This window comes from Pseudomonas sp. QC2 (assembly GCF_002859085.1).
In the GTDB taxonomy this organism is placed as follows: domain Bacteria; phylum Pseudomonadota; class Gammaproteobacteria; order Pseudomonadales; family Pseudomonadaceae; genus Aquipseudomonas; species Aquipseudomonas petroselini.
Window position 1 is genome coordinate 357,520 of record NZ_PKKS01000018.1, and the last position, 23,613, is coordinate 381,132.

24 protein-coding genes are annotated in these 23,613 nt (G+C 61.2%); 15 read left to right on the forward strand and 9 right to left on the reverse strand.

What is annotated here, in order from left to right; translation table 11 throughout:
- Window positions 1-12: 12 nt before the first annotated feature.
- The 4 genes from QCBJ_RS17590 (at window position 13) to QCBJ_RS17605 (ending at window position 5,043) form a co-directional block, all read left to right on the forward strand.
- Window positions 13-1,311: a cytochrome c gene (locus tag QCBJ_RS17590; RefSeq protein WP_102061254.1), complete on the forward strand. Its 1,299-nt coding sequence runs from the start codon at window positions 13-15 to the stop codon at window positions 1,309-1,311.
- 81 nt (window positions 1,312-1,392) lie between these two features.
- The gene (locus QCBJ_RS17595; protein ID WP_093544855.1) at window positions 1,393-2,451 is read left to right on the forward strand and encodes a PA0069 family radical SAM protein; all 1,059 of its coding nucleotides are present in this window, start codon (window positions 1,393-1,395) and stop codon (window positions 2,449-2,451) included.
- A gap of 227 nt (window positions 2,452-2,678) precedes the next feature.
- On the forward strand, window positions 2,679-3,410 hold the full coding sequence (locus QCBJ_RS17600) for a carbonic anhydrase (protein ID WP_043204601.1): 732 nt from the start codon (window positions 2,679-2,681) through the stop codon (window positions 3,408-3,410).
- An 85-nt stretch (window positions 3,411-3,495) separates the two neighbouring features.
- Window positions 3,496-5,043 carry a SulP family inorganic anion transporter gene (locus tag QCBJ_RS17605; RefSeq protein ID WP_012721501.1) on the forward strand — a complete coding sequence of 516 codons (1,548 nt, stop codon included), beginning with the start codon at window positions 3,496-3,498 and terminating at the stop codon, window positions 5,041-5,043.
- Between the two features lie 68 nt (window positions 5,044-5,111).
- Here the strand turns inward: QCBJ_RS17605 and QCBJ_RS17610 are convergent, their stop codons facing one another.
- Window positions 5,112-5,759, reverse strand: a complete 648-nt coding sequence (locus QCBJ_RS17610) for a hypothetical protein (protein ID WP_012721502.1) — start codon at window positions 5,757-5,759, stop codon at window positions 5,112-5,114.
- A 368-nt stretch (window positions 5,760-6,127) separates the two neighbouring features.
- Here QCBJ_RS17610 and coxB point away from each other — a divergent pair, with 368 nt between their 5' ends.
- The 4 genes from coxB to QCBJ_RS17630 all read left to right on the forward strand — a co-directional run bounded on the left by coxB (window position 6,128) and on the right by QCBJ_RS17630 (window position 10,522).
- Window positions 6,128-7,255 (forward strand): cytochrome c oxidase subunit II, encoded by a 1,128-nt coding sequence (gene coxB / locus QCBJ_RS17615; RefSeq protein ID WP_012721503.1) that lies wholly within the window; start codon window positions 6,128-6,130, stop codon window positions 7,253-7,255.
- 58 nt (window positions 7,256-7,313) lie between these two features.
- Entirely contained in the window at window positions 7,314-8,900 is a 1,587-nt protein-coding gene (gene ctaD, locus QCBJ_RS17620) for a cytochrome c oxidase subunit I (protein ID WP_012721504.1), read from the forward strand.
- 147 nt (window positions 8,901-9,047) lie between these two features.
- Complete coding sequence (locus QCBJ_RS17625) at window positions 9,048-9,599, forward strand: cytochrome c oxidase assembly protein (protein ID WP_043204603.1); 552 nt, start codon at window positions 9,048-9,050, stop codon at window positions 9,597-9,599.
- Between the two features lie 35 nt (window positions 9,600-9,634).
- Complete coding sequence (locus tag QCBJ_RS17630) at window positions 9,635-10,522, forward strand: cytochrome c oxidase subunit 3 (protein WP_012721506.1); 888 nt, start codon at window positions 9,635-9,637, stop codon at window positions 10,520-10,522.
- A 6-nt stretch (window positions 10,523-10,528) separates the two neighbouring features.
- Here QCBJ_RS17630 and QCBJ_RS17635 read toward each other — a convergent pair whose 3' ends face one another.
- On the reverse strand, window positions 10,529-10,732 hold the full coding sequence (locus QCBJ_RS17635; protein WP_102061255.1) for a twin transmembrane helix small protein: 204 nt from the start codon (window positions 10,730-10,732) through the stop codon (window positions 10,529-10,531).
- Between the two features lie 28 nt (window positions 10,733-10,760).
- On the opposite strand from QCBJ_RS17635, the gene QCBJ_RS17640 reads away from it, so the two are divergent.
- The 5 genes from QCBJ_RS17640 to QCBJ_RS17660 are packed head-to-tail and all read left to right on the forward strand — an operon-like array spanning window position 10,761 to window position 14,684.
- Window positions 10,761-11,525, forward strand: coding sequence for an SURF1 family protein (locus tag QCBJ_RS17640; protein WP_102061272.1), 765 nt, complete (start codon window positions 10,761-10,763; stop codon window positions 11,523-11,525).
- Entirely contained in the window at window positions 11,491-12,075 is a 585-nt protein-coding gene (locus tag QCBJ_RS17645; protein ID WP_012721509.1) for a hypothetical protein, read from the forward strand. Before QCBJ_RS17640 ends, QCBJ_RS17645 begins: the two co-directional genes overlap by 35 nt.
- A 10-nt stretch (window positions 12,076-12,085) precedes the next feature.
- A complete protein-coding gene (locus QCBJ_RS17650) occupies window positions 12,086-13,165 on the forward strand; it encodes a heme A synthase (RefSeq protein WP_012721510.1) in 1,080 nt (359 codons plus the stop codon).
- Window positions 13,153-14,052, forward strand: a complete 900-nt coding sequence (gene cyoE / locus QCBJ_RS17655) for a heme o synthase (protein WP_012721511.1) — start codon at window positions 13,153-13,155, stop codon at window positions 14,050-14,052. Before QCBJ_RS17650 ends, cyoE begins: the two co-directional genes overlap by 13 nt.
- Complete coding sequence (locus QCBJ_RS17660; RefSeq protein WP_012721512.1) at window positions 14,049-14,684, forward strand: SCO family protein; 636 nt, start codon at window positions 14,049-14,051, stop codon at window positions 14,682-14,684. Before cyoE ends, QCBJ_RS17660 begins: the two co-directional genes overlap by 4 nt.
- Window positions 14,685-14,827: 143 nt before the next feature.
- Here the strand turns inward: QCBJ_RS17660 and QCBJ_RS17665 are convergent, their stop codons facing one another.
- From QCBJ_RS17665 to QCBJ_RS17675, 3 genes are read right to left on the reverse strand one after another with little or no spacing between them, the layout of a single operon-like run.
- Window positions 14,828-15,598, reverse strand: coding sequence for a MetQ/NlpA family ABC transporter substrate-binding protein (locus QCBJ_RS17665; protein ID WP_012721513.1), 771 nt, complete (start codon window positions 15,596-15,598; stop codon window positions 14,828-14,830).
- A gap of 50 nt (window positions 15,599-15,648) precedes the next feature.
- Complete coding sequence (locus QCBJ_RS17670; protein WP_102061256.1) at window positions 15,649-16,323, reverse strand: methionine ABC transporter permease; 675 nt, start codon at window positions 16,321-16,323, stop codon at window positions 15,649-15,651.
- Window positions 16,323-17,330 (reverse strand): methionine ABC transporter ATP-binding protein, encoded by a 1,008-nt coding sequence (locus QCBJ_RS17675; protein WP_012721515.1) that lies wholly within the window; start codon window positions 17,328-17,330, stop codon window positions 16,323-16,325. Before QCBJ_RS17675 ends, QCBJ_RS17670 begins: the two co-directional genes overlap by 1 nt.
- 244 nt (window positions 17,331-17,574) lie before the next feature.
- Between QCBJ_RS17675 and katE the strand changes: the two genes are divergently transcribed.
- Window positions 17,575-19,737, forward strand: a complete 2,163-nt coding sequence (gene katE, locus QCBJ_RS17680) for a catalase HPII (RefSeq protein WP_256581519.1) — start codon at window positions 17,575-17,577, stop codon at window positions 19,735-19,737.
- A 65-nt stretch (window positions 19,738-19,802) separates the two neighbouring features.
- On the opposite strand, the gene QCBJ_RS17685 is transcribed toward katE, so the two are convergent.
- From QCBJ_RS17685 to QCBJ_RS17700, 4 genes are read right to left on the reverse strand one after another with little or no spacing between them, the layout of a single operon-like run.
- Entirely contained in the window at window positions 19,803-20,522 is a 720-nt protein-coding gene (locus QCBJ_RS17685; protein WP_102061258.1) for a PA5502 family lipoprotein, read from the reverse strand.
- Between the two features lie 37 nt (window positions 20,523-20,559).
- Entirely contained in the window at window positions 20,560-21,348 is a 789-nt protein-coding gene (znuB, locus tag QCBJ_RS17690; RefSeq protein WP_012721518.1) for a zinc ABC transporter permease subunit ZnuB, read from the reverse strand.
- Window positions 21,341-22,126 carry a zinc ABC transporter ATP-binding protein ZnuC gene (gene znuC / locus QCBJ_RS17695; RefSeq protein ID WP_012721519.1) on the reverse strand — a complete coding sequence of 262 codons (786 nt, stop codon included), beginning with the start codon at window positions 22,124-22,126 and terminating at the stop codon, window positions 21,341-21,343. Before znuC ends, znuB begins: the two co-directional genes overlap by 8 nt.
- A complete protein-coding gene (locus QCBJ_RS17700; RefSeq protein WP_012721520.1) occupies window positions 22,126-22,608 on the reverse strand; it encodes a Fur family transcriptional regulator in 483 nt (160 codons plus the stop codon). Before QCBJ_RS17700 ends, znuC begins: the two co-directional genes overlap by 1 nt.
- 58 nt (window positions 22,609-22,666) lie before the next feature.
- Here QCBJ_RS17700 and QCBJ_RS17705 point away from each other — a divergent pair, with 58 nt between their 5' ends.
- A complete protein-coding gene (locus tag QCBJ_RS17705) occupies window positions 22,667-23,596 on the forward strand; it encodes a zinc ABC transporter substrate-binding protein ZnuA (protein ID WP_012721521.1) in 930 nt (309 codons plus the stop codon).
- Window positions 23,597-23,613: the final 17 nt, after the last annotated feature.

The window sequence follows — 23,613 nt, forward strand, 5'->3', positions numbered from 1 at the left end:
GGAGCGATGACCATGAAAGCACTTGTTATCGCGACCTTCGCCCTGTTCAGCAGCTGCTCGGTGAGCGCCGCTGAAACCGACTTGATCAAGCAAGGGGAATACCTGGCCCGCGCCGGTGACTGCGTGGCCTGCCACACCGCCAAGGGCGGCAAACCCTTTGCCGGCGGGCTGCCGATGGAAACCCCCATCGGTGTGATCTATTCCACCAATATCACCCCGCACAAGACCGGCCTGGGCGACTACAGCTTCGAAGACTTCGACAAGGCCGTGCGCCATGGCGTCGCCAAGAGCGGTAGTACGCTTTACCCGGCAATGCCCTACCCGTCTTACGCACGCGTCAGTGACAGCGATATGCAGGCGTTGTACGCCTATTTCATGAAGGGTGTTGAGCCGGTCGCCCAGGAGAACAAGGACAGCGATATTCCCTGGCCCTTGAGCATGCGTTGGCCGCTGGCGGCGTGGCGATGGATGTTTGCCCCGTCTGTCGAAGAGCATCCGGTGCAGGCCGCTGCCGATCCGGTGATCAGCCGTGGCGCTTACCTGGTGGAAGGCCTCGGCCACTGCGGCGCGTGCCATACGCCACGGGCGTTGACCATGCAGGAAAAAGCCCTGAGCGCCACTGACGGCAACGCCTTCCTGTCCGGCAGCGCGCCACTGGAAGGCTGGGTTGCCAAGAGCCTGCGCGGTGACCACAAGGACGGCCTCGGCAGTTGGAGCGAGGAGCAATTGGTGCAATTTCTCAAGACCGGTCGCAGTGATCGCAGTGCGGTGTTTGGTGGCATGAGCGATGTTGTCGTCCACAGCATGCAGTACATGTCGGAAAATGACCTGACGGCTATCGCCCGTTACCTCAAGAGCCTGCCGGCGGTTGACCCCAAGGATCAGCCGCACCCTTACGACAAGCAGGTAGCGGATGCCCTCTGGAAAGGCGATGACAGCCAGCGCGGCGCCTCGGTGTATATCGACAACTGCGCCGCCTGCCACCGTACCGATGGCCATGGTTATACACGCGTATTCCCGGCGTTGGCGGGCAACCCGGTGTTGCAGACGGCGGATGCCACATCGTTGATCAACCTCGTGTTGAACGGCGGTACTCTGCCGGCTACCCATGCGGCGCCGTCGACGTTCACCATGCCGGCGTTCGCCTGGCGCCTGTCTGACCAGGAGGTGGCCGACGTGGTCAGTTTCATCCGGGGTAGCTGGGGCAATAAAGGCGCGCCGGTGACCGCCAGCGACGTGGAGAACCTGCGCCAGAACGACATGCGTACCACCTCCGGCGATGACCTGGGACAAGTGACGCAAAAGCACTGATCCCTCCCTGGCCGCCAAACGGCACTGGTCAGAAACCTCGCGCCTCGATACTGTATATAAAAACAGTATCGAGGCGCTTTCATGTCTACTCCGCTGCCACCCCGAGGCCGGGGCACGGCCACCAACCTGCACAACCGCTTTGCGCCCACTGTCAGCGTGGCCGAAGACGACGGCTGGTTCCAGGAAGTGCCGCCGACCCAGGGCACCGAAGTGCGCATCGAAACGGCCAAGACCATCATCACCCGCAACAACTCGCCGGACTTGCCGTTTGATCGGTCGATCAACCCCTACCGTGGCTGCGAGCACGGCTGCATCTACTGCTATGCCCGGCCCAGCCATGCCTATTGGGACATGTCGCCGGGGTTGGATTTCGAAACCAAACTGATCGCCAAGACCAACGCTGCCGAGGTGCTGGAGCAGCAACTGTCAAAGCCGGGCTACGTGTGTGCGCCGATCAACCTCGGTTCCAATACCGACCCGTACCAGCCGATCGAGCGCGAGTACACCATCACCCGGCAAACCCTGGAAGTGCTGCTGCGTTATCGCCACCCGGTGACCATCATCACTAAGGGTTCACTGATTTTGCGCGACCTGGACCTGCTCACCGAGCTGGCCCGCCAGCGACTGGTGGCCGTGATGATCAGCCTCACCAGCCTGGATGATGAACTCAAGCGCATCCTCGAGCCACGCACGGCGGCGCCCAAGGCGCGGTTGCGGGCGATTCGGGTGATGCGTGACGCCGGGATCCCAGTGGGCGTGCTGTGCTCGCCGATGATCCCGATGATCAACGACAGTGAATTGGAAAGCCTGTTAACCGAAGCCCATGCCGCAGGCGCGCAAAGTGCCGCATACATGATGCTGCGGCTGCCGCTGGAGGTGGCGCCGTTGTTCGAGGAGTGGCTGGCGGCGCATTACCCGCAACGCGCGGCCCACGTGATGAGCCTGGTGCGTCAGGTGCGGGGCGGTGAGGTTTACGACAGCCGCTTCGGCGTGCGCATGCGTGGCGAAGGGCCGTTTGCCGATTTGCTGGCGCAGCGCTTCAGCAAGGCGATCAAGCGCCTGGGGCTCAACCGGCGGGAAGGCTTCAACTTGGATTGCAGCGCCTTTTGTCCACCGGGCAGGCAGATGGCTTTGTTGTAGACTGAAGAGGTGAAAGGCGACATCCCTGTGGGAATGGTCGCGTTTTGATATCACTGAAAGCCGCGAGATAGAGCGGTTCATTCAGTTTGAGTTAAGTTTCGACGGTTACCTTGTTCAGCGAGTGACTGATGAGTCGGCGGCCCGGTTTGTAGCGTTTACAACTATTGCCTTGGCCTGACGTCGAACTGAGCTGAAAACTCCCCCTGCATTAATCAAGAGGATGAATCATGAGTGACAAGGATAAACAGCCGTTGGCTGCGTCGGCTTCTGCCTCTCCGGTGGCTGAAACCGCCGATGCAGCGCTGCAGCATATCGTTGACGGCTTTTTGCATTTCCATCACGACGTCTTCCCACAGCAGGAAGAACTCTTCAAGAAACTCGCCACGGCGCAGAGCCCACGGGCGATGTTTATCACCTGCGCGGACTCGCGCATCGTGCCTGAGCTGATTACCCAAAGCTCACCGGGCGACCTGTTCGTAACGCGTAACGTCGGCAACGTTGTGCCGCCATACGGCCAGATGAACGGCGGTGTTTCCACGGCCATCGAGTACGCGGTTCTCGCCTTGGGTGTGCAGCACATCATCGTCTGCGGGCACTCCGATTGCGGCGCTATGCGGGCGGTCCTCAATCCCGCCAGCCTGGAGAAAATGCCGACGGTAAGGGCCTGGCTGCGGCACGCCGAGGTCGCCAAGTCCATGGTCGAGGACAACTGCGACTGCGCCAATGAAGGCGAAAGCATGAAGGTGCTGACCGAAGAAAACGTCATCGCCCAACTGCAGCATTTGCGTACCCACCCTTCCGTGGCCTCGCGCATGGCCAATGGTCAACTGTTTATCCACGGTTGGATCTACAACATCGAGACCAGCGAAATCCGCGCCTACGATGCCGACCAGTCGGCGTTCCGACCGTTGGGCGGCGAAGGGCCAATTCCTTCCGCGACGCCTAAAGCGCGCTTCTAAAACACTTCCCTGCCGGGTAAAGCGGTGGCTGCCATGGACGCAGCCAGGCTTTACCGCGCCCGGTAAATGCCTCGGGAGAGTCATCATGCGTGCTGCTCAATTGAAAGCTGTAATACCTCGAGAGCTACTCGCCTCGGTGGTCGTGTTTCTGGTCGCCCTGCCCCTGTGCATGGGCATTGCAATCGCTTCCGGCATGCCGCCGGCCAAGGGCCTGATCACTGGGATCATCGGGGGCCTGGTGGTGGGTTGGCTGGCCGGCTCGCCGTTGCAGGTCAGCGGCCCGGCGGCGGGTCTGGCGGTGTTGGTGTTCGAGCTGGTGCGCCAGCATGGGATGATGATGCTGGGGCCGATCCTGCTGCTGGCAGGCTTCCTGCAACTGGTGGCCGGGCGTCTGCGCCTGGGTTGCTGGTTCCGCGTCACGGCGCCGGCAGTGGTGTATGGCATGCTGGCGGGCATTGGCGTGCTGATCGTGTTATCGCAGATACACGTGATGCTCGATGGCGCGCCCAAGCCTTCGGGTCTGGATAACCTGGCGGGTTTCCCGGCGGCGTTGGCCGAGGCGATCCCGACCTTGGGTGGCGGCTTGGGCTGGCAGGCAGGATTGCTCGGTTTGTCGACGATGCTGGTGATGTACGTCTGGGATAAATTCCGCCCGCAGAAGCTGCGCTTTGTGCCCGGCGCCTTGCTGGGTGTGGGGCTGACCACCGTCGTCAGCCTGGTGCTGGCATTGCAGGTCAAGCGTGTGGAAGTCCCGGAGAACCTTGCCGATGCCATCGATTGGCTGCGCCCCAGTGATCTGCTGAACCTTGCCGATCCGCAGTTGCTGATTGCGGCCTTCGCCGTGGCGTTTATCGCGAGTGCCGAGACGTTGCTTTCCGCCGCCGCGGTAGACCGCATGCACAGCGGGCAGCGTTCCGATTTCGATAAGGAATTGTCTGCTCAAGGTGTAGGCAACATGCTGTGCGGCCTGGTAGGTGCTCTGCCGATGACCGGTGTGATCGTGCGCAGCTCGGCCAACGTACAGGCCGGTGCTACCACCCGCCTGTCGGCGATGTTCCACGGTGTGTGGCTGTTGGGCTTTGTATTGCTGCTGTCGAGTGTGTTGCAAAGCATTCCGGTGGCGAGCCTGGCCGGCGTGCTGGTGTACACCGGGATCAAGCTGGTCGACATCAAGGCGTTCAAAGCCCTCGGGCGCTATGGGCGGATGCCGATGTTTACGTATGCGGCGACGGCTTTGGCGATCATCTTTACCGACCTGCTGACCGGCGTTCTGGTGGGCTTCGGGTTGACGCTGGTCAAGCTGGCGCTCAAGGCGTCACGGCTTAAGGTCAGCTTGATCGACTTGCCCCAGGACGGTGAGATGGAGCTGCGTCTGATCGGTGCGGCGACCTTTCTGAAAGTGCCGGCGTTGACCCAGGTATTGTCGACGGTGCCTGCGGGAAGCACCGTGCATGTGCCGCTCAATAACTTGAGCTATATCGACCATTCCTGCCTGGAGTTGCTGGAGGAGTGGGGACGGGCGAATGCGGCGAAGGGTTCAAGGCTGGTGATCGAGGCGCGTGGGTTGAAGCGCCGGTTGGAAGGTCGGGTGAGGACGACGACCGGGATAGGTTCGGCGGCTTCTACTGGCTGACGAAACCGGATAAAAATGTGGGAGGGGGCTTGCCACCTCCCACATTTGGTTCGCGTCAGACTGAAAGTTTAAGCCGGCTGATCCAACGCCAACTCAACCCCCAACTGCCGCGACAGGCACGGCCAGCGCTTCCACGCCGCTTCCGTGTCCGGGCTCTTCAGTTGCTCGCGATAGGCCTCGACCGACTCCAGCGCAAAGCTCTCTTCGTTGAGCATTTCATCCACCGCGTGGTGCACCGCTTCATCCAGCTGGTTGGCAAACGCTTCGCCGATCAGTTGATGGGCGATGACATTGGCCACGGTGGTATCCGCCGGAATCAACGGCTGACCGAAATGCTTGATATACAGATCGTTTACTTCTTCCACCAGGCGATGAGCCAGGTAAGCCTCGTCCAGCAGGCCATCGAGCCCTTCATGGCCGGCCAGGATAGCGGGTGGTTGCAGGAAAAAATGCTCGGCGATCTTCAGCACCGGCTTGATCTGGCTTTCGATACCGGCCTCGCGGGCCACATCGTTGGCGGCGTCCAGCAACTCCGGGACGAGGTCGATGTAGGCGGTCACAAAGCGGGCCATGACAATGTTGCGATCACCGTCAGCCAGGGCGATGGCCGAATGCAGGTGCGGCAATTGTTTTTCCAGTTGCTGGGCCAGCTGGCCCGTGCTGGCTTCGTGTTGATGGGCACGGGAAATCTGCTCGCGCAATGCGGCGGTGTTCATGAAGGCTCCAGTCATGCAGGCGTAGGAATAGGGAGAGGATAAGGTAGCTCGTTTATACGAGCGCCTCAGACGCATTTGTCATAATTATTTCATGGTTATGCGCGGGCGTTATATCGAATCGCGATAGATAACGGGATAAACGATTCCGCCGCCTATTTCATTAGCCTGAAACACCTCATTTTTGCTCATTTACCCCTACACATTGCGGGGTTGCAGAGCGTGTCTATACTCGGATTTGTACGCGATTAGCTGATGACGCCAGACTGCATAAGCAGGCAAGGCTAAGCGGTTGTAAGCAGTATGGAAGCCGCTCCCTTCGACGCAGGTGCATACCGGCGGGATAACAAGAACGATAAGGGGAACCCGCAATGATGCGACATCCACACGTTTGGATGGGCCTCCTGTTGTGGTCGGTATTCGGCCAGGCGCACGCCGCCTGGACAACGAATATGGCGCCAGGGGCGACAGAAGTCAGTCACGCTGTGTTCGACCTGCACATGACCATTTTCTGGATCTGTGTGGTGATCGGCATCATCGTGTTTGGCGCGATGTTCTGGTCGATGATTGTTCATCGCCGGTCCACAGGGCAGGTTGCGGCCAAGTTCCACGAGAGCACCACCGTGGAGATCCTCTGGACCGTCGTGCCGTTGTTGATCCTGATCGCGATGGCCATTCCGGCGACCAAGACCCTGATCAATATCTACGACAGCAGTGAGTCGGATATCGATATCCAGGTCACCGGCTATCAATGGAAGTGGCATTACAAATACCTGGGCCAGGATGTGGAGTTCTTCAGCAACCTGGCCACGCCCGCCGAGCAGATCCACAACCAAGCCACCAAGGGCGAACACTACCTGCTGGAAGTCGACCAGCCGCTGGTGTTGCCGGTGGGGGCCAAGGTGCGCTTTCTGGTGACCGCCGCCGACGTGATCCACTCCTGGTGGGTGCCGGCGTTTGCGGTCAAGCGCGACGCCATCCCAGGCTTCGTCAACGAGGCGTGGACCCGCGTAGAGAAGCCTGGCATCTACCGTGGCCAGTGCGCCGAATTGTGCGGCAAGGACCACGGTTTCATGCCCATCGTGGTCGAGGTCAAGTCCAAGGCCGACTACGAAACCTGGCTGGGCGAGCGCAAGGAAGAGGCCGCCAAGCTCAAGGAGCTGACCTCTAAAGAGTGGACGCTGGAAGAGCTGGTAGCCCGTGGCGACAAGGTCTACCACACCACGTGCGTGGCCTGTCACCAGGCCGAAGGCCAGGGCCTGCCACCGATGTTCCCGGCACTCAAGGGCTCGAAAATTGCCACCGGACCGAAGGAAGGCCACCTGAGCCTCGTCTACCACGGCAAGCCCGGCACCGCGATGGCGGCCTTCGGCAAGCAGCTTTCGGAAGTGGATATCGCCGCCGTAGTGACCTACGAGCGCAATGCCTGGGGCAACAACAAAGGCGACATGGTCACGCCTAAAGACGTGCTGGCCATCAAGCAGGCGGAAAGCAAATGACCTACTCCAAGGCGTTTACCTCGACCCGCCCCGCCCACTTGCTTGCAGGAGAACGGCCATGAGCGCTGTGATCGATGACCATGGTCACGCCGACCATGCCCATGGCCCCGCGAAGGGCTTGATGCGCTGGGTGCTGACCACCAACCACAAAGACATCGGCACCCTGTACCTCTGGTTTGCCTTCTCCATGTTCCTGCTCGGCGGCTCGTTCGCCATGGTGATCCGGGCCGAGCTGTTCCAGCCCGGCCTGCAGATTGTCGAGCCGGCGTTTTTCAACCAGATGACCACGATGCACGGCCTGATCATGGTGTTCGGCGCGGTGATGCCGGCGTTCGTCGGCCTGGCCAACTGGATGATCCCATTGATGATCGGCGCGCCCGACATGGCCCTGCCGCGCATGAACAACTTCAGCTTCTGGCTGCTGCCGGCGGCGTTCCTGCTGCTGGTCTCGACGCTTTTCACGCCGGGCGGCGGGCCGAACTTCGGCTGGACGTTCTACGCCCCGCTCTCCACTACCTACGCGCCGGAAAGCGTGACGTTCTTCATCTTTGCGATCCACCTGATGGGCATCAGTTCGATCATGGGCGCGATCAACGTGGTCGCGACCATCCTCAACCTGCGCGCACCCGGCATGACATTGATGAAAATGCCGCTGTTCGTCTGGACCTGGCTGATCACTGCGTTCCTGCTGATCGCGGTGATGCCGGTGCTGGCCGGTTGCGTGACCATGATGCTGATGGACATCCACTTCGGCACCAGCTTCTTCAGTGCGGCCGGCGGCGGTGATCCGGTGCTGTTCCAGCATGTGTTCTGGTTCTTCGGCCACCCCGAGGTGTACATCATGATTCTGCCGGCCTTCGGCGCCGTCAGCTCGATCATCCCGACCTTTTCGCGCAAGCCGCTGTTTGGCTACACCTCGATGGTCTACGCCACGGCGAGCATCGCGTTCCTCTCGTTCATCGTGTGGGCGCACCATATGTTCGTGGTCGGCATTCCGTTGGTGGGCGAGTTGTTCTTCATGTACGCCACCCTGCTGATCGCCGTCCCGACAGGGGTGAAGGTCTTCAACTGGGTCAGTACCATGTGGCAGGGCTCGCTGACCTTCGAGACGCCGATGCTGTTCGCCGTGGCCTTTGTGATTCTGTTCACCATCGGCGGGTTTTCCGGGCTGATGCTGGCGATTGCGCCAGCGGACTTCCAGTATCACGACACCTACTTCGTGGTGGCGCACTTCCATTACGTACTGGTGCCCGGCGCGATCTTCGGCATCTTCGCCTCGGCCTACTATTGGCTGCCGAAATGGACCGGCCACATGTACGACGAAACCCTGGGCAAGCTGCACTTCTGGCTGTCTTTCGTGGGCATGAATATGGCGTTTTTCCCGATGCACTTCGTCGGGCTGGCGGGCATGCCGCGGCGGGTGCCGGACTACAACCTGCAATTCGCCGACTTCAACATGGTTTCGTCGATTGGCGCCTTCATGTTTGGCGCTACGCAGATCTTCTTCCTGTTCATCGTGATCAAGTGCATCCGTGGCGGCGCGCCGGCGCCGGCCAAGCCGTGGGATGGCGCCGAAGGCCTGGAGTGGAGCATCCCCTCGCCTGCGCCGTACCACACCTTCACGACGCCGCCGGAGGTCAAATGAACACGCCTTGGCACTGCGTACACGACCCATGTGTAAGGGGGCTTGCCCCCGATGGCGGTGTGTCAGCCGACATCATTATTGGCTGTAAAACAGCTATCGGGGGCAAGCCCCCTCCCACAATGGCCTCATTCACATTGGGTGGGCGTCATGGCTGAATCCTTGCCGATCAAGCGCCTGGTCACCCGCCTGCTGATCCTGGTGGTGGCAATGTTCGCCTTCGGCTTTGCGCTGGTGCCGATCTACGACGTGATGTGCAAGGCGTTCGGCATCAACGGCAAGACGGCCGGGCAGTACGAGGGGTCGCAGGTGGTGGACCCAACGCGCCAGGTGCGTGTGCAATTTTTGTCCACCAACGCCATCGACATGGTCTGGGATTTCTACGCCAAGGCTGACGAAGTGGTGGTCAACCCAGGCGCGGTCACCGAGATGTTGTTCGTGGCCTACAACCCCACCGACAAACCCATGACCGCACAGGCCGTACCGAGTATTTCCCCGGCCGAAGCGGCGATGTATTTCCACAAGACCGAGTGCTTTTGCTTCACCCAGCAAGTGCTGCAGCCAGGCCAGCGTATCGAGATGCCAGTGCGCTTCATTGTCGACCGTGACATGCCCAAGGATGTGAAGCATTTGACCCTGGCGTACACGCTGTTTGATATCACTGCGCGCCAACCGCCGGTGGCTGTGCACACCGGGGGCTAGCTACTGTTTGCCCGCTCAATCAGGAGAGCGAATACATGTCGACTCATGATACGTACTACGTACCAGCGCAAAGCAAATGGCCGATAATTGCCACGATTGGCATGCTGGTCACCGTGTACGGCCTGGCCGTGTGGTTCAACGACCTGAAGGCGGCGCGCCCGGAATCCCACGGCCCGTGGATCTTTTTCATCGGTGGCCTGCTGGTGGCCTACATGATGTTTGGCTGGTTCGGCGCGGTGATCAAGGAAAGCCGCGCCGGTTTGTACAGTTCGCAGATGGACCGCTCGTTCCGCTGGGGCATGACGTGGTTCATCTTTTCCGAAGTGATGTTCTTTATCGCATTCTTTGGTGCGCTGTTTTATGTACGGCACATGTCCGGCCCTTGGCTGGGCGGCGAAGGGCATAAGGGCATTGCGCACATGCTGTGGCCGAATTTCGAATTTGCGTGGCCGTTGCTGAACAACCCCGATCCGAAAATGTACCCCGCGCCGGAAGGCACCATCAGCCCTTGGGGCCTGCCGCTGGTCAATACCATCCTGCTGGTGAGTTCCAGCGTGACCATCACCATCGCCCACCATGCGCTGCGCAAAGGCCATCGCGGTGCGCTGAAGATCTGGCTGGCGATCACGGTGCTGCTGGGCCTGGCATTCCTGGGGTTCCAGGCTGAGGAATACATCCACGCTTATAAAGAGCTGGGCCTGACCTTGGGCTCGGGCGTCTACGGCGCGACCTTCTTCATGCTCACCGGATTTCACGGCGCCCACGTCACCATCGGCACGATCATTCTGTTCGTGATGCTGATGCGCATCCTCAAGGGGCATTTCAATGCCGAGCACCAGTTCGGCTTCGAGGCGGCCAGTTGGTATTGGCACTTTGTGGACGTGGTGTGGATCGGGCTGTTTTTCTTCGTCTATGTGCTGTGAAGCGGTTTACCACGGCGCATGAGAAACCAGTTGGCCGCTGAAAAAGCCCCAGGTGATCAACGCCAGGGTCATCACGGCCAGTACGACACGCACGGTCAAGGCGGTGACGAGGCGATTGGAGTTGCCCTCGTCCTTGACCAGGAAGAACAAGCCACTGAACAGACTCACAACGGTCGCGATCAGCATCAGGGCAATGGCGGCTTTGAGCATGGTCGGGCTCCTATGGGATGGGCGGGCAATGAAAACAAGTATAGCCAGCGCCGCAAAACGCTTTCGTCCAGGGATCGCACCCACCTTAGTGGTGCTGTTGTTGCTGCCGTTGATGGTGGGGCTGGGGTTCTGGCAGCTGTCCCGCGGCCATGAAAAGCAGCTGCTGGTGGACAGTTACACCGAGCGCCGCGCGGCGGATCCGATCAGCAGTGCGCAACTCACCGATATGCCTGACCCGGCCTTTCGCCGTGTGCGGCTGCGCGGACAATTCGATGCCGAACACAGCGTTTTCCTCGATAACCGCATGCGCGACGGCAAGGCCGGCGTTGAACTGCTGCAACCCTTCCACGACCAGGCCAGCGGCCTGTGGCTGTTGCTCAATCGTGGTTGGCTGCCCTGGCCGGATCGGCGCACGTCACCGGTCTTCAGCACCCCTGAGCAACCTGTGAACCTGGATGCCTGGGTCTACGTCGCCCCCGGCGAAACCTTCCAGCTGCACGCCGACCCGGCGGGCGCGCAATGGCCGCGCCTGCTGACGGCGCTGCACCCGGCCGCGTTGTGGGCGGAGCTGGGACGCAGCGGTTTCGCCTACGAGCTGCGGGCCGAAGCCGGCCCCGGCACCTACGAAACCACTTGGCCGATCGTGGCCATGGGGCCGGAAAAACACCTGGCGTACGCCGTGCAGTGGTTCGCCATGTCGCTGGCCCTGCTGGCGCTTTACCTCTACCTCGGATGGCACAACAAAAAGGAGAAGCCCCATGGGAGCGGCCATGAATCCACTCAACATGTCTGAAGTGCCTGATCGGCGCAAAGGCCGTTGGCAGTTGATCCTGATCCTGATGATGGTGATCGGTCCGATGGCGCTGGCGACCTTCATGTACAAGCTGCAGTTTTGGGTGCCGGACAGCCGCAGTTACCATGGCGAAATGATCGGCAACGGCCAGACCCGCGCCGACATCGGCGTGCAGGCTGATGAACAGCGTTGGCAACTGCTGGTGACCGCGCCCGCCGCTTGCGCCGCGGATTGCCAGCAACTGGTGTACCTCGCGCGGCAATTGCAGATTGGCCTGGGGCGCGATGCCTCCCGCGCCAGCCATGCCTTGGCCAGTGCTCAGCCGCTGGGCAGCGACTATGACGCCAAGCTCAAGGCCGAGTACCCGCAACTGCAACGTTACCCGCTGGACCTCTCGACCTTCAGCAAAAATGCCGGTGCGCCGGGTGATGCGCAGCTATGGATCGTCGATCCCCACGGCAACCTGGTGTTGCGCTACGACGCCAAGGTCAAGGGCAAGGACTTGCTCAACGACCTGCGCCACCTGCTGAAACTGTCCAACATCGGATAAGGGCATCGTCATGGCCAAACCTGGATTTCGCCTCGCGCTGTTTGCCACCTTGCTGGCGCTGATTGTCGTGCTGCTCGGCGCCTATACCCGCCTGACTCACGCCGGACTTGGCTGCCCGGACTGGCCCGGCTGCTACGGCTTTATCAGCGTGCCCAAGACCGAAGCCCAATTGGCCCATGCCGAGCTGCACTTCCCTGATACGCCGGTGGAAGCGGACAAGGGCTGGGCCGAGATGACGCATCGCTACTTTGCCGGCACCTTGGGCTTGCTGATCGTATTGCTGGCCGCGCGCTCGTGGGGCCATCGGCGCGATCCGGGGCAGCCGGTGAAATTGCCGCTGTTCGTGCTGGCGGTGGTGTTCGCGCAGGCGGCGTTTGGCATGTGGACGGTGACGCTGAAGCTGTGGCCGCAGGTGGTGACGGGGCATTTACTCGGCGGCTTTGCGACCTTGAGCCTGCTGTTCCTGCTGACCCTGCGCCTGTCCGGGGTGTTGCCCGCCTTGATCGTGCCCAAGCGCCTGCAGTATTGGGCAACCGCCGGCCTGGTGCTGGTGATCGGCCAGATTGCGTTGGGCGGCTGGGTCAGTTCGAACTACGCGGCGGTGGCCTGTATCGATTTGCCGACCTGTCATGGCGAGTGGTGGCCGGCAGCGGATTTTGCCAATGGCTTTCATCTCACCCAGCACATCGGCCCCAACTACCTGGGCGGGCAGCTGGACAGCGAGGCGCGCACCGCCATCCACCTCACCCATCGTATGGGCGCCGTCATCGTCAGCCTGGTGCTGTTCGGCCTGGCCTGGCAATTACGCGCGGTCGGCATGACGCGATTGGCCGGCTTGCTGCTGATCGCCTTGGCGGCGCAAATCTGCCTGGGCCTGAGCAACGTGTACTTCCATCTGCCGCTGCCGGTTGCGGTAGGGCATAACGCCGGCGGTGCGGCCTTGCTGCTGACGCTGGTACTGGTTAACTACCACGCCCGCACCAGCCTGGTCCGGGTGCGCAACCAGCTGCCGTTCGGCTGGCGCTTTATCCCGCGCAAACACGTATCGGGCCTCATCACCCTTAAAGGAGAGATGCCATGGCGACCTTGATCGGCGCGCGCCACCGCCAGGCGATCTGGCGAGACTATTTGGAGCTGACCAAGCCGAAGGTGGTGGTGCTGATGCTCATCACTTCGCTGGTGGGGATGTTCCTGGCGACCCGCGCCGGCGTGCCGTGGACGGTGCTGGTGTTTGGCAACCTGGGGATTGCCCTGTGTGCGGGGGGGGCGGCGGCGGTCAACCATGTGGTGGATCGGCGCATCGACGCGGTGATGGCGCGCACTCACAAGCGGCCGTTGGCGGAGGGCCGTGTGTCGCCGCTGGCGGCATTGGCGTTTGCATTGTTTCTGGCGGTTGCAGGATTGGCGCTGCTGCTGGCGTTCACCAACCCGCTGGCGGCCTGGTTGACGCTGGCCTCGTTGCTGGGTTATGCGGTGATCTACACCGGCTTTCTCAAGCGTGCCACGCCGCAAAACATCGTGATCGGTGGGCTGGCCGGAGCCGCGCCGCCGCTGTTGGGCTGGGTTGCCGTCACCGGCCACATCAGCGCCGAACCCTTGCTGCTGGTGCTGATCATCTTCGCCTGGACCCCGCCGCACTTCTGGGCCCTGGCCATTCACCGCAAGGAGGAATACGCCAAGGCCGATATCCCGATGCTGCCGGTCACCCATGGCGAGCATTACACCAAGGTGCATATCCTGCTTTATACCTTCGCCCTGCTGGCGGTGAGCCTGATGCCCTATGTCATTCATATGAGCGGCCTGCTGTACCTCGCGTGTGCGCTGGTATTGGGCGGGCGCTTTCTGCAATGGGCCTGGGTGCTGTACCGTGGCGCTCAGCCGCACGCGGCGATCAACACCTTCAAGTACTCTATCTGGTACTTGCTGCTGCTGTTCATCGCCCTGCTCGTAGACCACTACCTACTGTTGAACCTATGACTCGAACTCAAAAAACTGTCTTTATCCTGGTGGCCATTGTCGCGTTGATCATGGGCCTGACCGTCAACAAAGTGCTGAGTGGCAAAGGCCAGGGCGATCCCACCGCCTTGATCGACGCCGGCATCATCCTGCTGCCGCAAAGTCGCCAGCTGCCGCCGGTAACCATGACCAATCAGGAAGGGCAGCCGGTGGTGGTCAATGAGTTGAAAGGCAAGTGGAGCTTGTTGTTCTTCGGCTACACCTTCTGCCCGGACATCTGCCCGACCACCCTCGCCCAGCTGCGCCAGATCAAGAGCGAACTGCCCAAGGACGTTGTGGATAAGCTGCAGGTGATCCTGGTCAGCGTCGACCCGAACCGCGATACGCCGACCCAGCTCAAGCAGTACCTGGGCTACTTCGACCCGCAGTTCCAGGGCCTGACCGGCGCGAATGTGGAGGATGTGCAGAAGGTCTCGAATGCCGTGAGCATTCCGTTCATACCCGCCGATACCAGCAAGCCGAACTACACCGTCGACCACAGCGGCAACCTAGCGCTGATCGGGCCGGATGGGACGCAGCGCGGGTTTATTCGTGCGCCGTTGAATAACCAGAAGCTGGTGGCGCAGTTGCCGGGGTTGTTAAAGCGCAACTAACAGGCGACACATAACAAATGTGGGAGGGGGCTTGCCCCCGATTGCTGAGTGTCAGTCATTGCTTTGGTGGCTGACCCACTGCTATCGGGGGCAAGCCCCCTCCCACATTTTTTGATCTCCAGTGCTTGGGAGATCGGGTTACATCAGAACGCCGGCTTGATCGCGCCTTTGTACTTCTCTTCGATGAATTGCTTCACTTCAGGGGTGTGCAGGGCTGCTACCAGCTTCTTCACCGCGTCGGAATCCTTGTTGTCTTCACGGGTCACCAGAATGTTCACGTAAGGCGAGTCGTTGCCTTCGATCACCAGGGCGTCCTTGGACGGATCCAGCTTGGCTTCCAGCGCGTAGTTGGTGTTGATCAGCGCCAGGTCGACCTGGGTCAGCACGCGCGGCAGGGTGGCGGCTTCCAGTTCGCGGAATTTGAGCTTCTTATCGTTGCCAGTGATGTCCTTGATGGTCGACAGGATATTGGTCGGGTCCTTCAGGGTGATCAGGCCGTTCTTGGCCAGCAGCAGCAGCGCGCGGCCGCCGTTGGTGGCGTCGTTCGGGATCACCACGTTGGCACCGTCAGGCAGGTCGGCCAGCTTCTTGTACTTGCTGGAGTAAGCGCCCAGTGGTTCCAGATGCACGGCGCCGACGCTCACCAGGTGAGTGCCCTTGGCTTTGTTGAACTCATCCAGGTACGGCTGGTGCTGGAAAAAGTTGGCGTCCAGGCGTTTTTCCGCGACTTGTACGTTGGGCTGCACGTAGTCGGTGAAGACTTTGACCTGCAGATCTACGCCTTCTTTGGCGAGGGCAGGTTTCACGAACTCCAGGATTTCCGCGTGAGGAACCGGCGAAGCGGCGACCGTGATGGTCTCGGCGTGGGCGGAAAACGCGGCAACGGCGGCGAAAGCAACCAGTAGTTTTTTCATCCAACAAGCTCCTTGTTCGGGCATGGGCCGGCGGGGGCCGGCCATGGCCGTTATTTTCGAGAAAAGTGCACCACCAGCTTGTCGCCGACGGTTTGCAGAATTTGCACCAGGATCAACAGCATCACCACCGTGACCACCATCACATCGGTCTGGAAGCGCTGGTAACCGAAACGGATTGCCAAGTCGCCCAGGCCACCGGCACCGACCACACCGGCCATGGCCGTGTAGGACACCAGTGTAATCGCCGTCACCGTAATCGCTGCGAAAATGCCCGGACGGGCTTCGGGCAGCAAGGCATTGGTGATGATCTGGCGCGTGGTGGCGCCCATGGATTGGGTGGCTTCGATGATGCCGCGGTCCACTTCACGCAAGGCGGTTTCTACCAACCGTGCAAAGAACGGCGTCGCGCCCACGACCAGCGGCGGAATCGCACCCGCCACACCCAGCGAAGTGCCGGTGAGCAGCACGGTGAACGGGATCATCACGATCAACAGAATGATGAACGGCAGCGAGCGCAGAATGTTCACAATCAGCGACAGCAGCGCGTACAGGCCCTTTTGCTCGAACAGTTGGCGCGGGCTGGTCAGGAACAGCAGCACACCCAGCGGCAGGCCGAGCACCACGGTGAAGAACAGCGAGCCGAACAGCATGGTCATGGTGTCGCCCGTGGCCAGCCAGATTTCAGACCAGTCGATATTGGCGAAGAAACTCATCAGGACTTCCATTAGCGCAGGACCTCCATGTGGACGTCGGCGGCGGTGAAGCGTGCAAACGCGGCTTCCATGTCACCACCGGTGACGGCGAGGGTCAGTTGCCCGTAAGGGATGTCTTTGATGCGGTCGATACGGCCGGCCAGGATGCTGTAGTCCACCCCCGTTTCCCGGGCGACGGTACCCAGCAATGGTGCGTAGGTCGCTTCGCCCTGGAATGTCAGGCGCACGATGCGGCCCGGCACGTGGGCGAAGTCATCGTGTTGCTCGCCTTCGTCGACCTGCTCGGCTTCTTGCACGAAGCGTTTAGTGGTCGGGTGCTTGGGGTGCAGGAACACATCGGCCACCGAGCCTTGCTCGACGATCACGCCGGCGTCCATCACGGCCACCTGGTCGCAGACGCGGCGGATCACGTCCATTTCATGGGTGATCAGCACGATGGTCAGCTTCAACTCGCGGTTGATCTCGGCCAGCAGTTGCAGCACCGAAGCGGTGGTCTGCGGGTCAAGGGCACTGGTCGCTTCGTCGCACAGCAAAATCTTTGGCTTGGTCGCCAGGGCGCGGGCGATGCCGACGCGTTGCTTCTGGCCACCGGACAACTGCGCCGGGTATTTCTTGGCGTGGTCGGACAGGCCGACGCGGGCGAGCAATTCGGCCACTCGCAGGTCGATGTCCTTGCGCGACAATTCGCCGGCCAGGGTCAGCGGCAGCGCCACGTTGTCGGCGACGGTCTTGGAGGCCAGCAGGTTGAAGTGCTGGAAGATCATCCCGACCTGCTGACGGAAACGGCGCAGGCCGTTGGCATCCAGGGCGGTGACTTCTTCGCCATCCACCGTGATCTTGCCGCCGCTCGGTTCTTCGAGGCGGTTGATCAGGCGCAGCAGGGTGCTTTTACCCGCACCAGAGTGGCCGATCAGGCCGAATACCTGGCCGTTTTCGACACTCAGGCTGGTGGAGTGCAGCGCGGGAATATCCTTACCGGCGACGCGGTAGGTTTTATGGACGTTTTGAAACTCGATCACGTAGCGAACCTTGTGGGGCGCATGGAAAAGGGATCAGCGGTTAGCCGGGCGCGCATTTTAGCCTGTCCGTATAGCGTTTCTTAGCATTTATTTCGCATTCAACCTTTGATTTGGCAATAACGCGATCAAAGGTCATAAAAAAGGAACGGCCCAAAACCCCATCAGTCACTACTTAAGCAACTTGATTTCCCAGGTGCCGTGCCTGGGGTTTTGCTCAAACGAGCCGGGGACCGCTCTGGCCACTTTGAATAAGGAGTTTTGTCTGATGAGTACCAAGAAGCCAGCCACCCCGCCGAAGAGTGAACTCGCGGGCACCGATACCCTGGACCGTGGCAACACCAACGCCAAGCTGCAGGCCCTGGAGGAATTCCGTTCCGATGCGACCGGCCAGGCCCTGCGTACCAACCAAGGCGTCAAGATTTCCGACAACCAGAACACGTTGAAAGTCGGCTCCCGTGGCCCATCGCTGCTGGAAGACTTCATCATGCGTGAAAAAATCACGCACTTTGACCATGAGCGCATCCCGGAGCGCATCGTGCATGCCCGTGGTACGGGTGCCCATGGCTATTTCCAGACGTATGAGAACCATTCGGCGCTGACCAAGGCCGGGTTCCTGCGTAACCCTGGGCATAAAACGCCGGTGTTCACGCGCTTTTCCACCGTGCAGGGCCCGCGTGGCTCGGGTGATACGGTGCGCGACGTACGGGGCTTTGCCGTGAAGTTTTTCACCGAAGAAGGCAACTTCGACCTGGTGGGCAACAACATGCCGGTGTTTTTCATTCAGGACGCGATCAAGTTTCCTGACTTCGTGCACGCCGTTAAGCCTGAACCGCACAACGAAATTCCTACCGGCGGATCGGCACACGATACGTTCTGGGACTTCGTTTCGTTGCAGCCCGAATCTGCCCACATGGTGATCTGGGCAATGTCTGACCGCGCCATTCCAAAAAGCCTGCGCAGCATGCAGGGCTTTGGCGTGCACACCTTCCGCCTAGTGAATGCCGAGGGTCAATCCAACTTCGTCAAATTCCACTGGCGCCCTACGGCGGGTACTTGCTCGCTGGTGTGGGACGAGGCGCAGAAGCTGGCCGGTAAAGACACTGACTACCATCGCCGCGATCTGTGGGAAGCCATTGAGATGGGCGACTACCCTGAGTGGGAATTGGGCGTGCAGGTTATTCCTGAGGACAAGGAGCATGCCTTCGACTTCGACATTCTCGACCCGACCAAGCTGATTCCCGAAGAGCTGGTGCCCATCACCCCATTGGGCAAGATGGTGCTCAACCGCAACCCGGATAACTTCTTTGCTGAAGTCGAACAGGTGGCATTCTGCCCAGGGCATATCGTGCCGGGTATCGACTTCTCCAATGACCCACTGCTGCAAGGTCGACTGTTTTCGTACACCGATACGCAGATCAGCCGACTGGGTGGCCCGAACTTTCACCAGCTGCCGATCAACCAGCCTGTTACACCGCTGCATAACAACCAGCGCGACGCCATGCACCGCAGCACCATCGACAAAGGGCGTGCGGCTTACGAGCCAAACTCCATCGATGGCGGCTGGCCGAAAGAAACCCCGCCGGCGGCGCAGGATGGCGGTTTTGAGTCTTACCCTGAGCGTATTGATGCGCACAAGATCCGTGAGCGCAGCGAGTCGTTCGGCGATCACTTCTCCCAGGCGCGCCTGTTCTTCCGCAGCATGAGCAAGCACGAGCAAGAGCACATCATCGCGGCTTATAGCTTTGAGTTGGGCAAGGTGGAGCGTGAGTTCATTCGCGCGCGCCAGGTCAACGAGATCCTGGCCAACATCGACCTCGAACTGGCCAAGCGCGTGGCGCAGAACCTGGGGCTGCCAGCACCGACCAAAGGCACTGTACCGGAGCGCAAAACCCAGCCGGAGCGCTCGCCAGCATTGAGCCAGGCGAACCTGCTGCCGGGCGATATCAAGACGCGTAAAGTGGCGATACTGGCGGCCAATGGTGTGGACGGCGTGGCGATTGCCGCGTTGAAGAAGGCGCTGGAAGCGGAAGGTGCTCACGCCAAACTGCTGGGGCCGACCTCGGCACCGGTGAAGACGGCCGATGGCAAGAGCCTGCCGGTGGATGCGTCGATGGAAGGCATGCCGTCCATTGCGTTTGATGCGGTGTTCGTGCCGGGCGGGAAAGAGTCGATCAAGGCGTTGAGCGGTGACGGTGTGGCGCTGCATTTCGTGCTGGAGGCGTACAAGCACCTGAAGGCGATTACCGTCGCCAATGATGCGAAGCCATTGCTGGATCTGTTGAGGCTTGAGGCGGATGCAGGGCTGATCGTCGGGTCGGATGCCAAGGCATTCAAGGCGTTTTTTGCCGCGATCGGCCAGCATCGGGTCTGGGATCGGGAGCCTAAGGCCAAGGCGATTCCGGCTTAAGTCTTTGGTTGTTTGTTAGATCGTCATCGGGGGCAAGTCGAATCGTCGCTCCGCCCCCGATGCTCTTACTCCGCTTTGCGCGGAATCAGCACAACCTGCGCCGGAATATTCTTCAGAATCTGCCGGTGAATCTTCAGGTCATACCCCGAATCGATACGCTTCACCCGTTTGGTCAGCAAGGTGGCCAGCCACGGGTAATCCTCTGTGCGCGGTGCCTGGATGCTCACATCGCACTGGTAATTCACCACATCGGTGGCAATTGCATCCAGCTGGTGGCGCAGTTCTTCGATATGGGTGAGGTTCAGCGCCACGGTCGTGCTCGGTGCCGACGGGTCGATGACCTTGGCGGCGGGCTTGGCTTCGGCGGCTTTCAGGGCGGCCTCGGCTTTGTCCAGCTCGGCTTTGCGGGCGTGGGTGATTGCGCTGTTTACGCCGCCGGTGAGTGCGGGTGCCTTGGGCATCAGGGCGCGGGCACGGCTGAGGGCGGTGGCGGCGGCGTTTACGTCACCTTTTTGCAGCACGATCTGACTGCGCTGCAGATAGGCTTCGGCCAATTGACGCTGGTAGGTTTCCAACGCCGGGTCGTTGGGCGACTGGGCCTGTAGCGCGGCTAACTGGTCTTCGGCGGTGGCCAACTCGCTGCTGGCCAGGTTTTGCTCCAGCTGTGCAATGGCCACAGCGCGTGCGTCCGGGGCCTCGGGGGCAGCGGGCGGTGTGCTTTGACAGGCGCCCAGCAGCAGGGAAAATGCGGCAAGGAGCAGATAACGGGAGGTGAACGGCTTCATTCCTGCGACTCTCTATTTGCGCAAAAAGCGAGCAAGTCTACACCCCTCGACGGGGCAGGACAAAACTCAGCAAAAACAGGGCGGCGGCCGTGACCACAATCGATGGCCCGGCGGGCGTATCCTTGAACCAGGACAGCGCCAAGCCCCCGCACACTGCGAGCATCCCCAACAGGCTGGCGCCGATCGCCATTTGCTCCGGCGAACGGGCATGGCGCTGGGCAGCAGCTGCAGGAATGATCAACAGCGACGTGATCAACAATACGCCCACTATCTTCATCGCGACAGCAATCACCACGGCGATCAGCAACATCAGGGCCATGCGCAGGCTCGGCACCGGCAAGCCCTCGACCGTGGCCAGCTCTTCGTGCACGGTAATCGCCAGCAATGGGCGCCACAGGGCGACCAGCAATACCAGGACGGCCGCGCTGCCGCCGAGGATCCACGCAAGGTCGGTGGGGCTGATCGCCAGCAAATCGCCGAACAGGTAGGCCATCAAGTCGATGCGCACTTCGTGCATGAAGCTCAGCACCACCAGGCCCAACGACAGGGTGCTCGGCGCCAGGATGCCGAGCAAGGTGTCGGAAGCCAGCGGCTGGCGCTGCTGCAGCGTCACCAGCAGCACCGCCAGGAGCAGGCAGCCCACGGTCACGGCGATGGTGGGGCTGACATCCAGCAAGAAGCCCATGGCCACACCCAGCAGCGCAGCGTGGGACAACGTGTCGCCGAAGTAAGCCATGCGCCGCCAGACCACGAACGAGCCCAGTGGGCCCGCCACCAGCGCCAAAGCCAAGCCTGCCAGCAGGGCGTAGAGCAGAAAATCAGCCATGCTTGCAGCTATCTCCATGAACGTGGGTGTGAGGGGCAACGGGATCGTCGACCACGGCGCCATGCAGATCGTGGGCGTGGTCGTGATGGTGGTGGTAGATCGCCAGGCTTTGGGCATTCTTGCCGAACAGCTCGACGAAGGCCGGGTCGCCGCTGACCTGTTCCGGGTGACCGGAGCAGCACACGTGGCGGTTGAGGCACACCACTTGGTCGGTGGTGCTCATCACCAAGTGCAGATCGTGGGACACCATCAGCACGCCGCAGCCATGACGGTCGCGCAGCCGGGTGATCAGGCTGTATAGCTCGGCCTGGCCGGCGACGTCGACGCCTTGCACAGGCTCATCCAGCACCAACAGTTCCGGCTCGCGCAACAGGGCGCGGGCCAGCAGCACGCGCTGCATTTCGCCGCCGGAGATGCTTTGCACCGGGCTGTCGATCACCTGTTCAGCGCCGACTTCCTTGAGCGCAGCCTGGGCACGGGCGCGATCCACGCCTGGCACCAGGCGCAGGAAGCGCAACACGGAGAGTGGCAGTGTGGGGTCGACGTGCAGCTTCTGCGGCATATAACCGACGCGCAGCTTGGGTTTGCGCCACACGCTGCCAGTGTCGGGCTTGAGCAGTCCGAGCACGGCGCGTACCAAGGTGGTCTTGCCGGCGCCGTTGGGGCCGATCAGGGTGACGATCTGCCCAGGCTCAACGCTGAGTGCGATGTTATCCAGCACGGTTTGCCCGGCGAACGTGACCCCGACCTGCTCCAGGCGGATTAACGCGTTGCTCATCAAGCCCCCTGGCAGCCCGAGCACAGGCCGACCACTTCGACCGTTTGCCCTTCGACCCGGAAGCCGACATCGGCGGAGCTTTTGATGATGGCGTCGCTGATGCTTTTTTGTTCAAGCTCGATGGCGGCGTGGCACTCGCGGCAGATCAGGAACTGGCCCTGGTGCGCGTGCTCCGGGTGGCTGCAGCCGACGAAGGCGTTGAGCGAGGCGATGCGGTGTACCAGGCCGTTTTCCAGCAGGAAGTCCAGCGCGCGGTACACGGTCGGCGGTGCGGCGCGGCGGCCATCCTGCTCGCTGAGCACGCCGAGAATGTCGTAGGCGCCCAGCGGCTTGTGGCTCTGCCACACCAGTTCCAGCACGCGGCGCCGCAAGGCGGTCAGGCGCAACCCCTTCTGTGTGCACAGGGTGTCGGCCTCCGACAGCGCGGTATGCACGCAGTGAGAGTGGTCGTGGGGACGGCTGGCAAGCGGTGTTTTAGGCATGAGCGGCGACAGATATTTGATAGAGACGTTATTATGTTACCCGTTCCTACGCCATTGAGTGGTCATCGTGTCCCGACTTTTTCCCGTTTTTGTCGTATTTGTCACCAGTTTGTTCATTACTGGCGCCGCTCAGGCCGAGGTCAAGGTGCTGACCAGCATCAAGCCATTGCAGTTGATTGCCGCTGCTGTGCAGGACGGCGTAGCGGTTCCCGAGGTGTTGTTGCCGCCGGGTGCATCGCCTCATAACTACGCGTTGCGACCATCCGACGTACGGCGCGTGCAGTCGGTGGACCTGTTGTACTGGATCGGTCCGGATATGGAGAGTTTCCTACCACGCGTGCTGAAAGGTCGTACGGCCGCAACGGTGGCGGTGCAGGACCTACCGGGCATGAAGCTGCGTCGATTCGCCGAAGATAGCCACTCCCACGCCGACGATGCCGACGAGCACGACCACGATCACCGACCAGGCAGCCTGGATGCGCACTTGTGGCTATCGACCGTAAACGCTCGGGTGATTGCCGCGCGTATGGCGACTGACCTGGCGACAGCCGACCCGGCCAATGCCACGCGTTACCAGAGCAATGTGAAGGCCTTCGATGAACGCCTGGATGCCCTGGACGCGCGCTTGAAAGCCCGCCTGGCGCCGATTGATGGCAAACCTTACTTCGTGTTCCACGAAGCCTTCGATTACTTCGAAGACGCTTATGGGCTCAAGCATGCCGGTGTGTTCAGCGTTGCCGCAGAGGTACAGCCTGGTGCCCAGCACGTGGCGGCGATGCGTACGCGTTTGCAGGAAGTGGGCAAGACGTGCGTGTTCAGCGAGCCGCCGTTGCGCCCGCGTTTGGCTGAAACGCTGGTGGCCGGGTTGCCGGTGAAGCTGGCGGAGTTGGACGCGCTCGGCGGGTATACCCCGGCGACGGCTCAAGGTTATGAGCAGGTGTTGGAGAAGTTGGGGAATGACTTGGCCGGGTGCCTGGAGTCGTTGTAACAGACGGCGCAGGTCTA

Bases quoted from the DNA above. Each gene is read 5' to 3' on its own strand.
- QCBJ_RS17610 (WP_012721502.1), bottom strand. From the start codon at position 5,759: ATGAACACCGCCGCATTGCGCGAGCAGATTTCCCGTGCCCATCAACAC.
- QCBJ_RS17600 (WP_043204601.1), top strand. From the start codon at position 2,679: ATGAGTGACAAGGATAAACAGCCGTTGGCTGCGTCGGCTTCTGCCTCT.
- QCBJ_RS17630 (WP_012721506.1), top strand. From the start codon at position 9,635: ATGTCGACTCATGATACGTACTACGTACCAGCGCAAAGCAAATGGCCG.
- QCBJ_RS17700 (WP_012721520.1), bottom strand. From the start codon at position 22,608: ATGCCTAAAACACCGCTTGCCAGCCGTCCCCACGACCACTCTCACTGC.
- znuB (WP_012721518.1), bottom strand. From the start codon at position 21,348: ATGGCTGATTTTCTGCTCTACGCCCTGCTGGCAGGCTTGGCTTTGGCG.
- QCBJ_RS17650 (WP_012721510.1), top strand. From the start codon at position 12,086: ATGGCCAAACCTGGATTTCGCCTCGCGCTGTTTGCCACCTTGCTGGCG.
- QCBJ_RS17665 (WP_012721513.1), bottom strand. From the start codon at position 15,598: ATGAAAAAACTACTGGTTGCTTTCGCCGCCGTTGCCGCGTTTTCCGCC.
- QCBJ_RS17685 (WP_102061258.1), bottom strand. From the start codon at position 20,522: ATGAAGCCGTTCACCTCCCGTTATCTGCTCCTTGCCGCATTTTCCCTG.
- cyoE (WP_012721511.1), top strand. From the start codon at position 13,153: ATGGCGACCTTGATCGGCGCGCGCCACCGCCAGGCGATCTGGCGAGAC.
- znuC (WP_012721519.1), bottom strand. From the start codon at position 22,126: ATGAGCAACGCGTTAATCCGCCTGGAGCAGGTCGGGGTCACGTTCGCC.
- QCBJ_RS17670 (WP_102061256.1), bottom strand. From the start codon at position 16,323: ATGGAAGTCCTGATGAGTTTCTTCGCCAATATCGACTGGTCTGAAATC.
- QCBJ_RS17590 (WP_102061254.1), top strand. From the start codon at position 13: ATGAAAGCACTTGTTATCGCGACCTTCGCCCTGTTCAGCAGCTGCTCG.
- ctaD (WP_012721504.1), top strand. From the start codon at position 7,314: ATGAGCGCTGTGATCGATGACCATGGTCACGCCGACCATGCCCATGGC.
- coxB (WP_012721503.1), top strand. From the start codon at position 6,128: ATGATGCGACATCCACACGTTTGGATGGGCCTCCTGTTGTGGTCGGTA.
- QCBJ_RS17625 (WP_043204603.1), top strand. From the start codon at position 9,048: ATGGCTGAATCCTTGCCGATCAAGCGCCTGGTCACCCGCCTGCTGATC.
- QCBJ_RS17645 (WP_012721509.1), top strand. From the start codon at position 11,491: ATGGGAGCGGCCATGAATCCACTCAACATGTCTGAAGTGCCTGATCGG.
- QCBJ_RS17605 (WP_012721501.1), top strand. From the start codon at position 3,496: ATGCGTGCTGCTCAATTGAAAGCTGTAATACCTCGAGAGCTACTCGCC.
- QCBJ_RS17640 (WP_102061272.1), top strand. From the start codon at position 10,761: ATGAAAACAAGTATAGCCAGCGCCGCAAAACGCTTTCGTCCAGGGATC.
- QCBJ_RS17635 (WP_102061255.1), bottom strand. From the start codon at position 10,732: ATGCTCAAAGCCGCCATTGCCCTGATGCTGATCGCGACCGTTGTGAGT.
- QCBJ_RS17595 (WP_093544855.1), top strand. From the start codon at position 1,393: ATGTCTACTCCGCTGCCACCCCGAGGCCGGGGCACGGCCACCAACCTG.
- QCBJ_RS17660 (WP_012721512.1), top strand. From the start codon at position 14,049: ATGACTCGAACTCAAAAAACTGTCTTTATCCTGGTGGCCATTGTCGCG.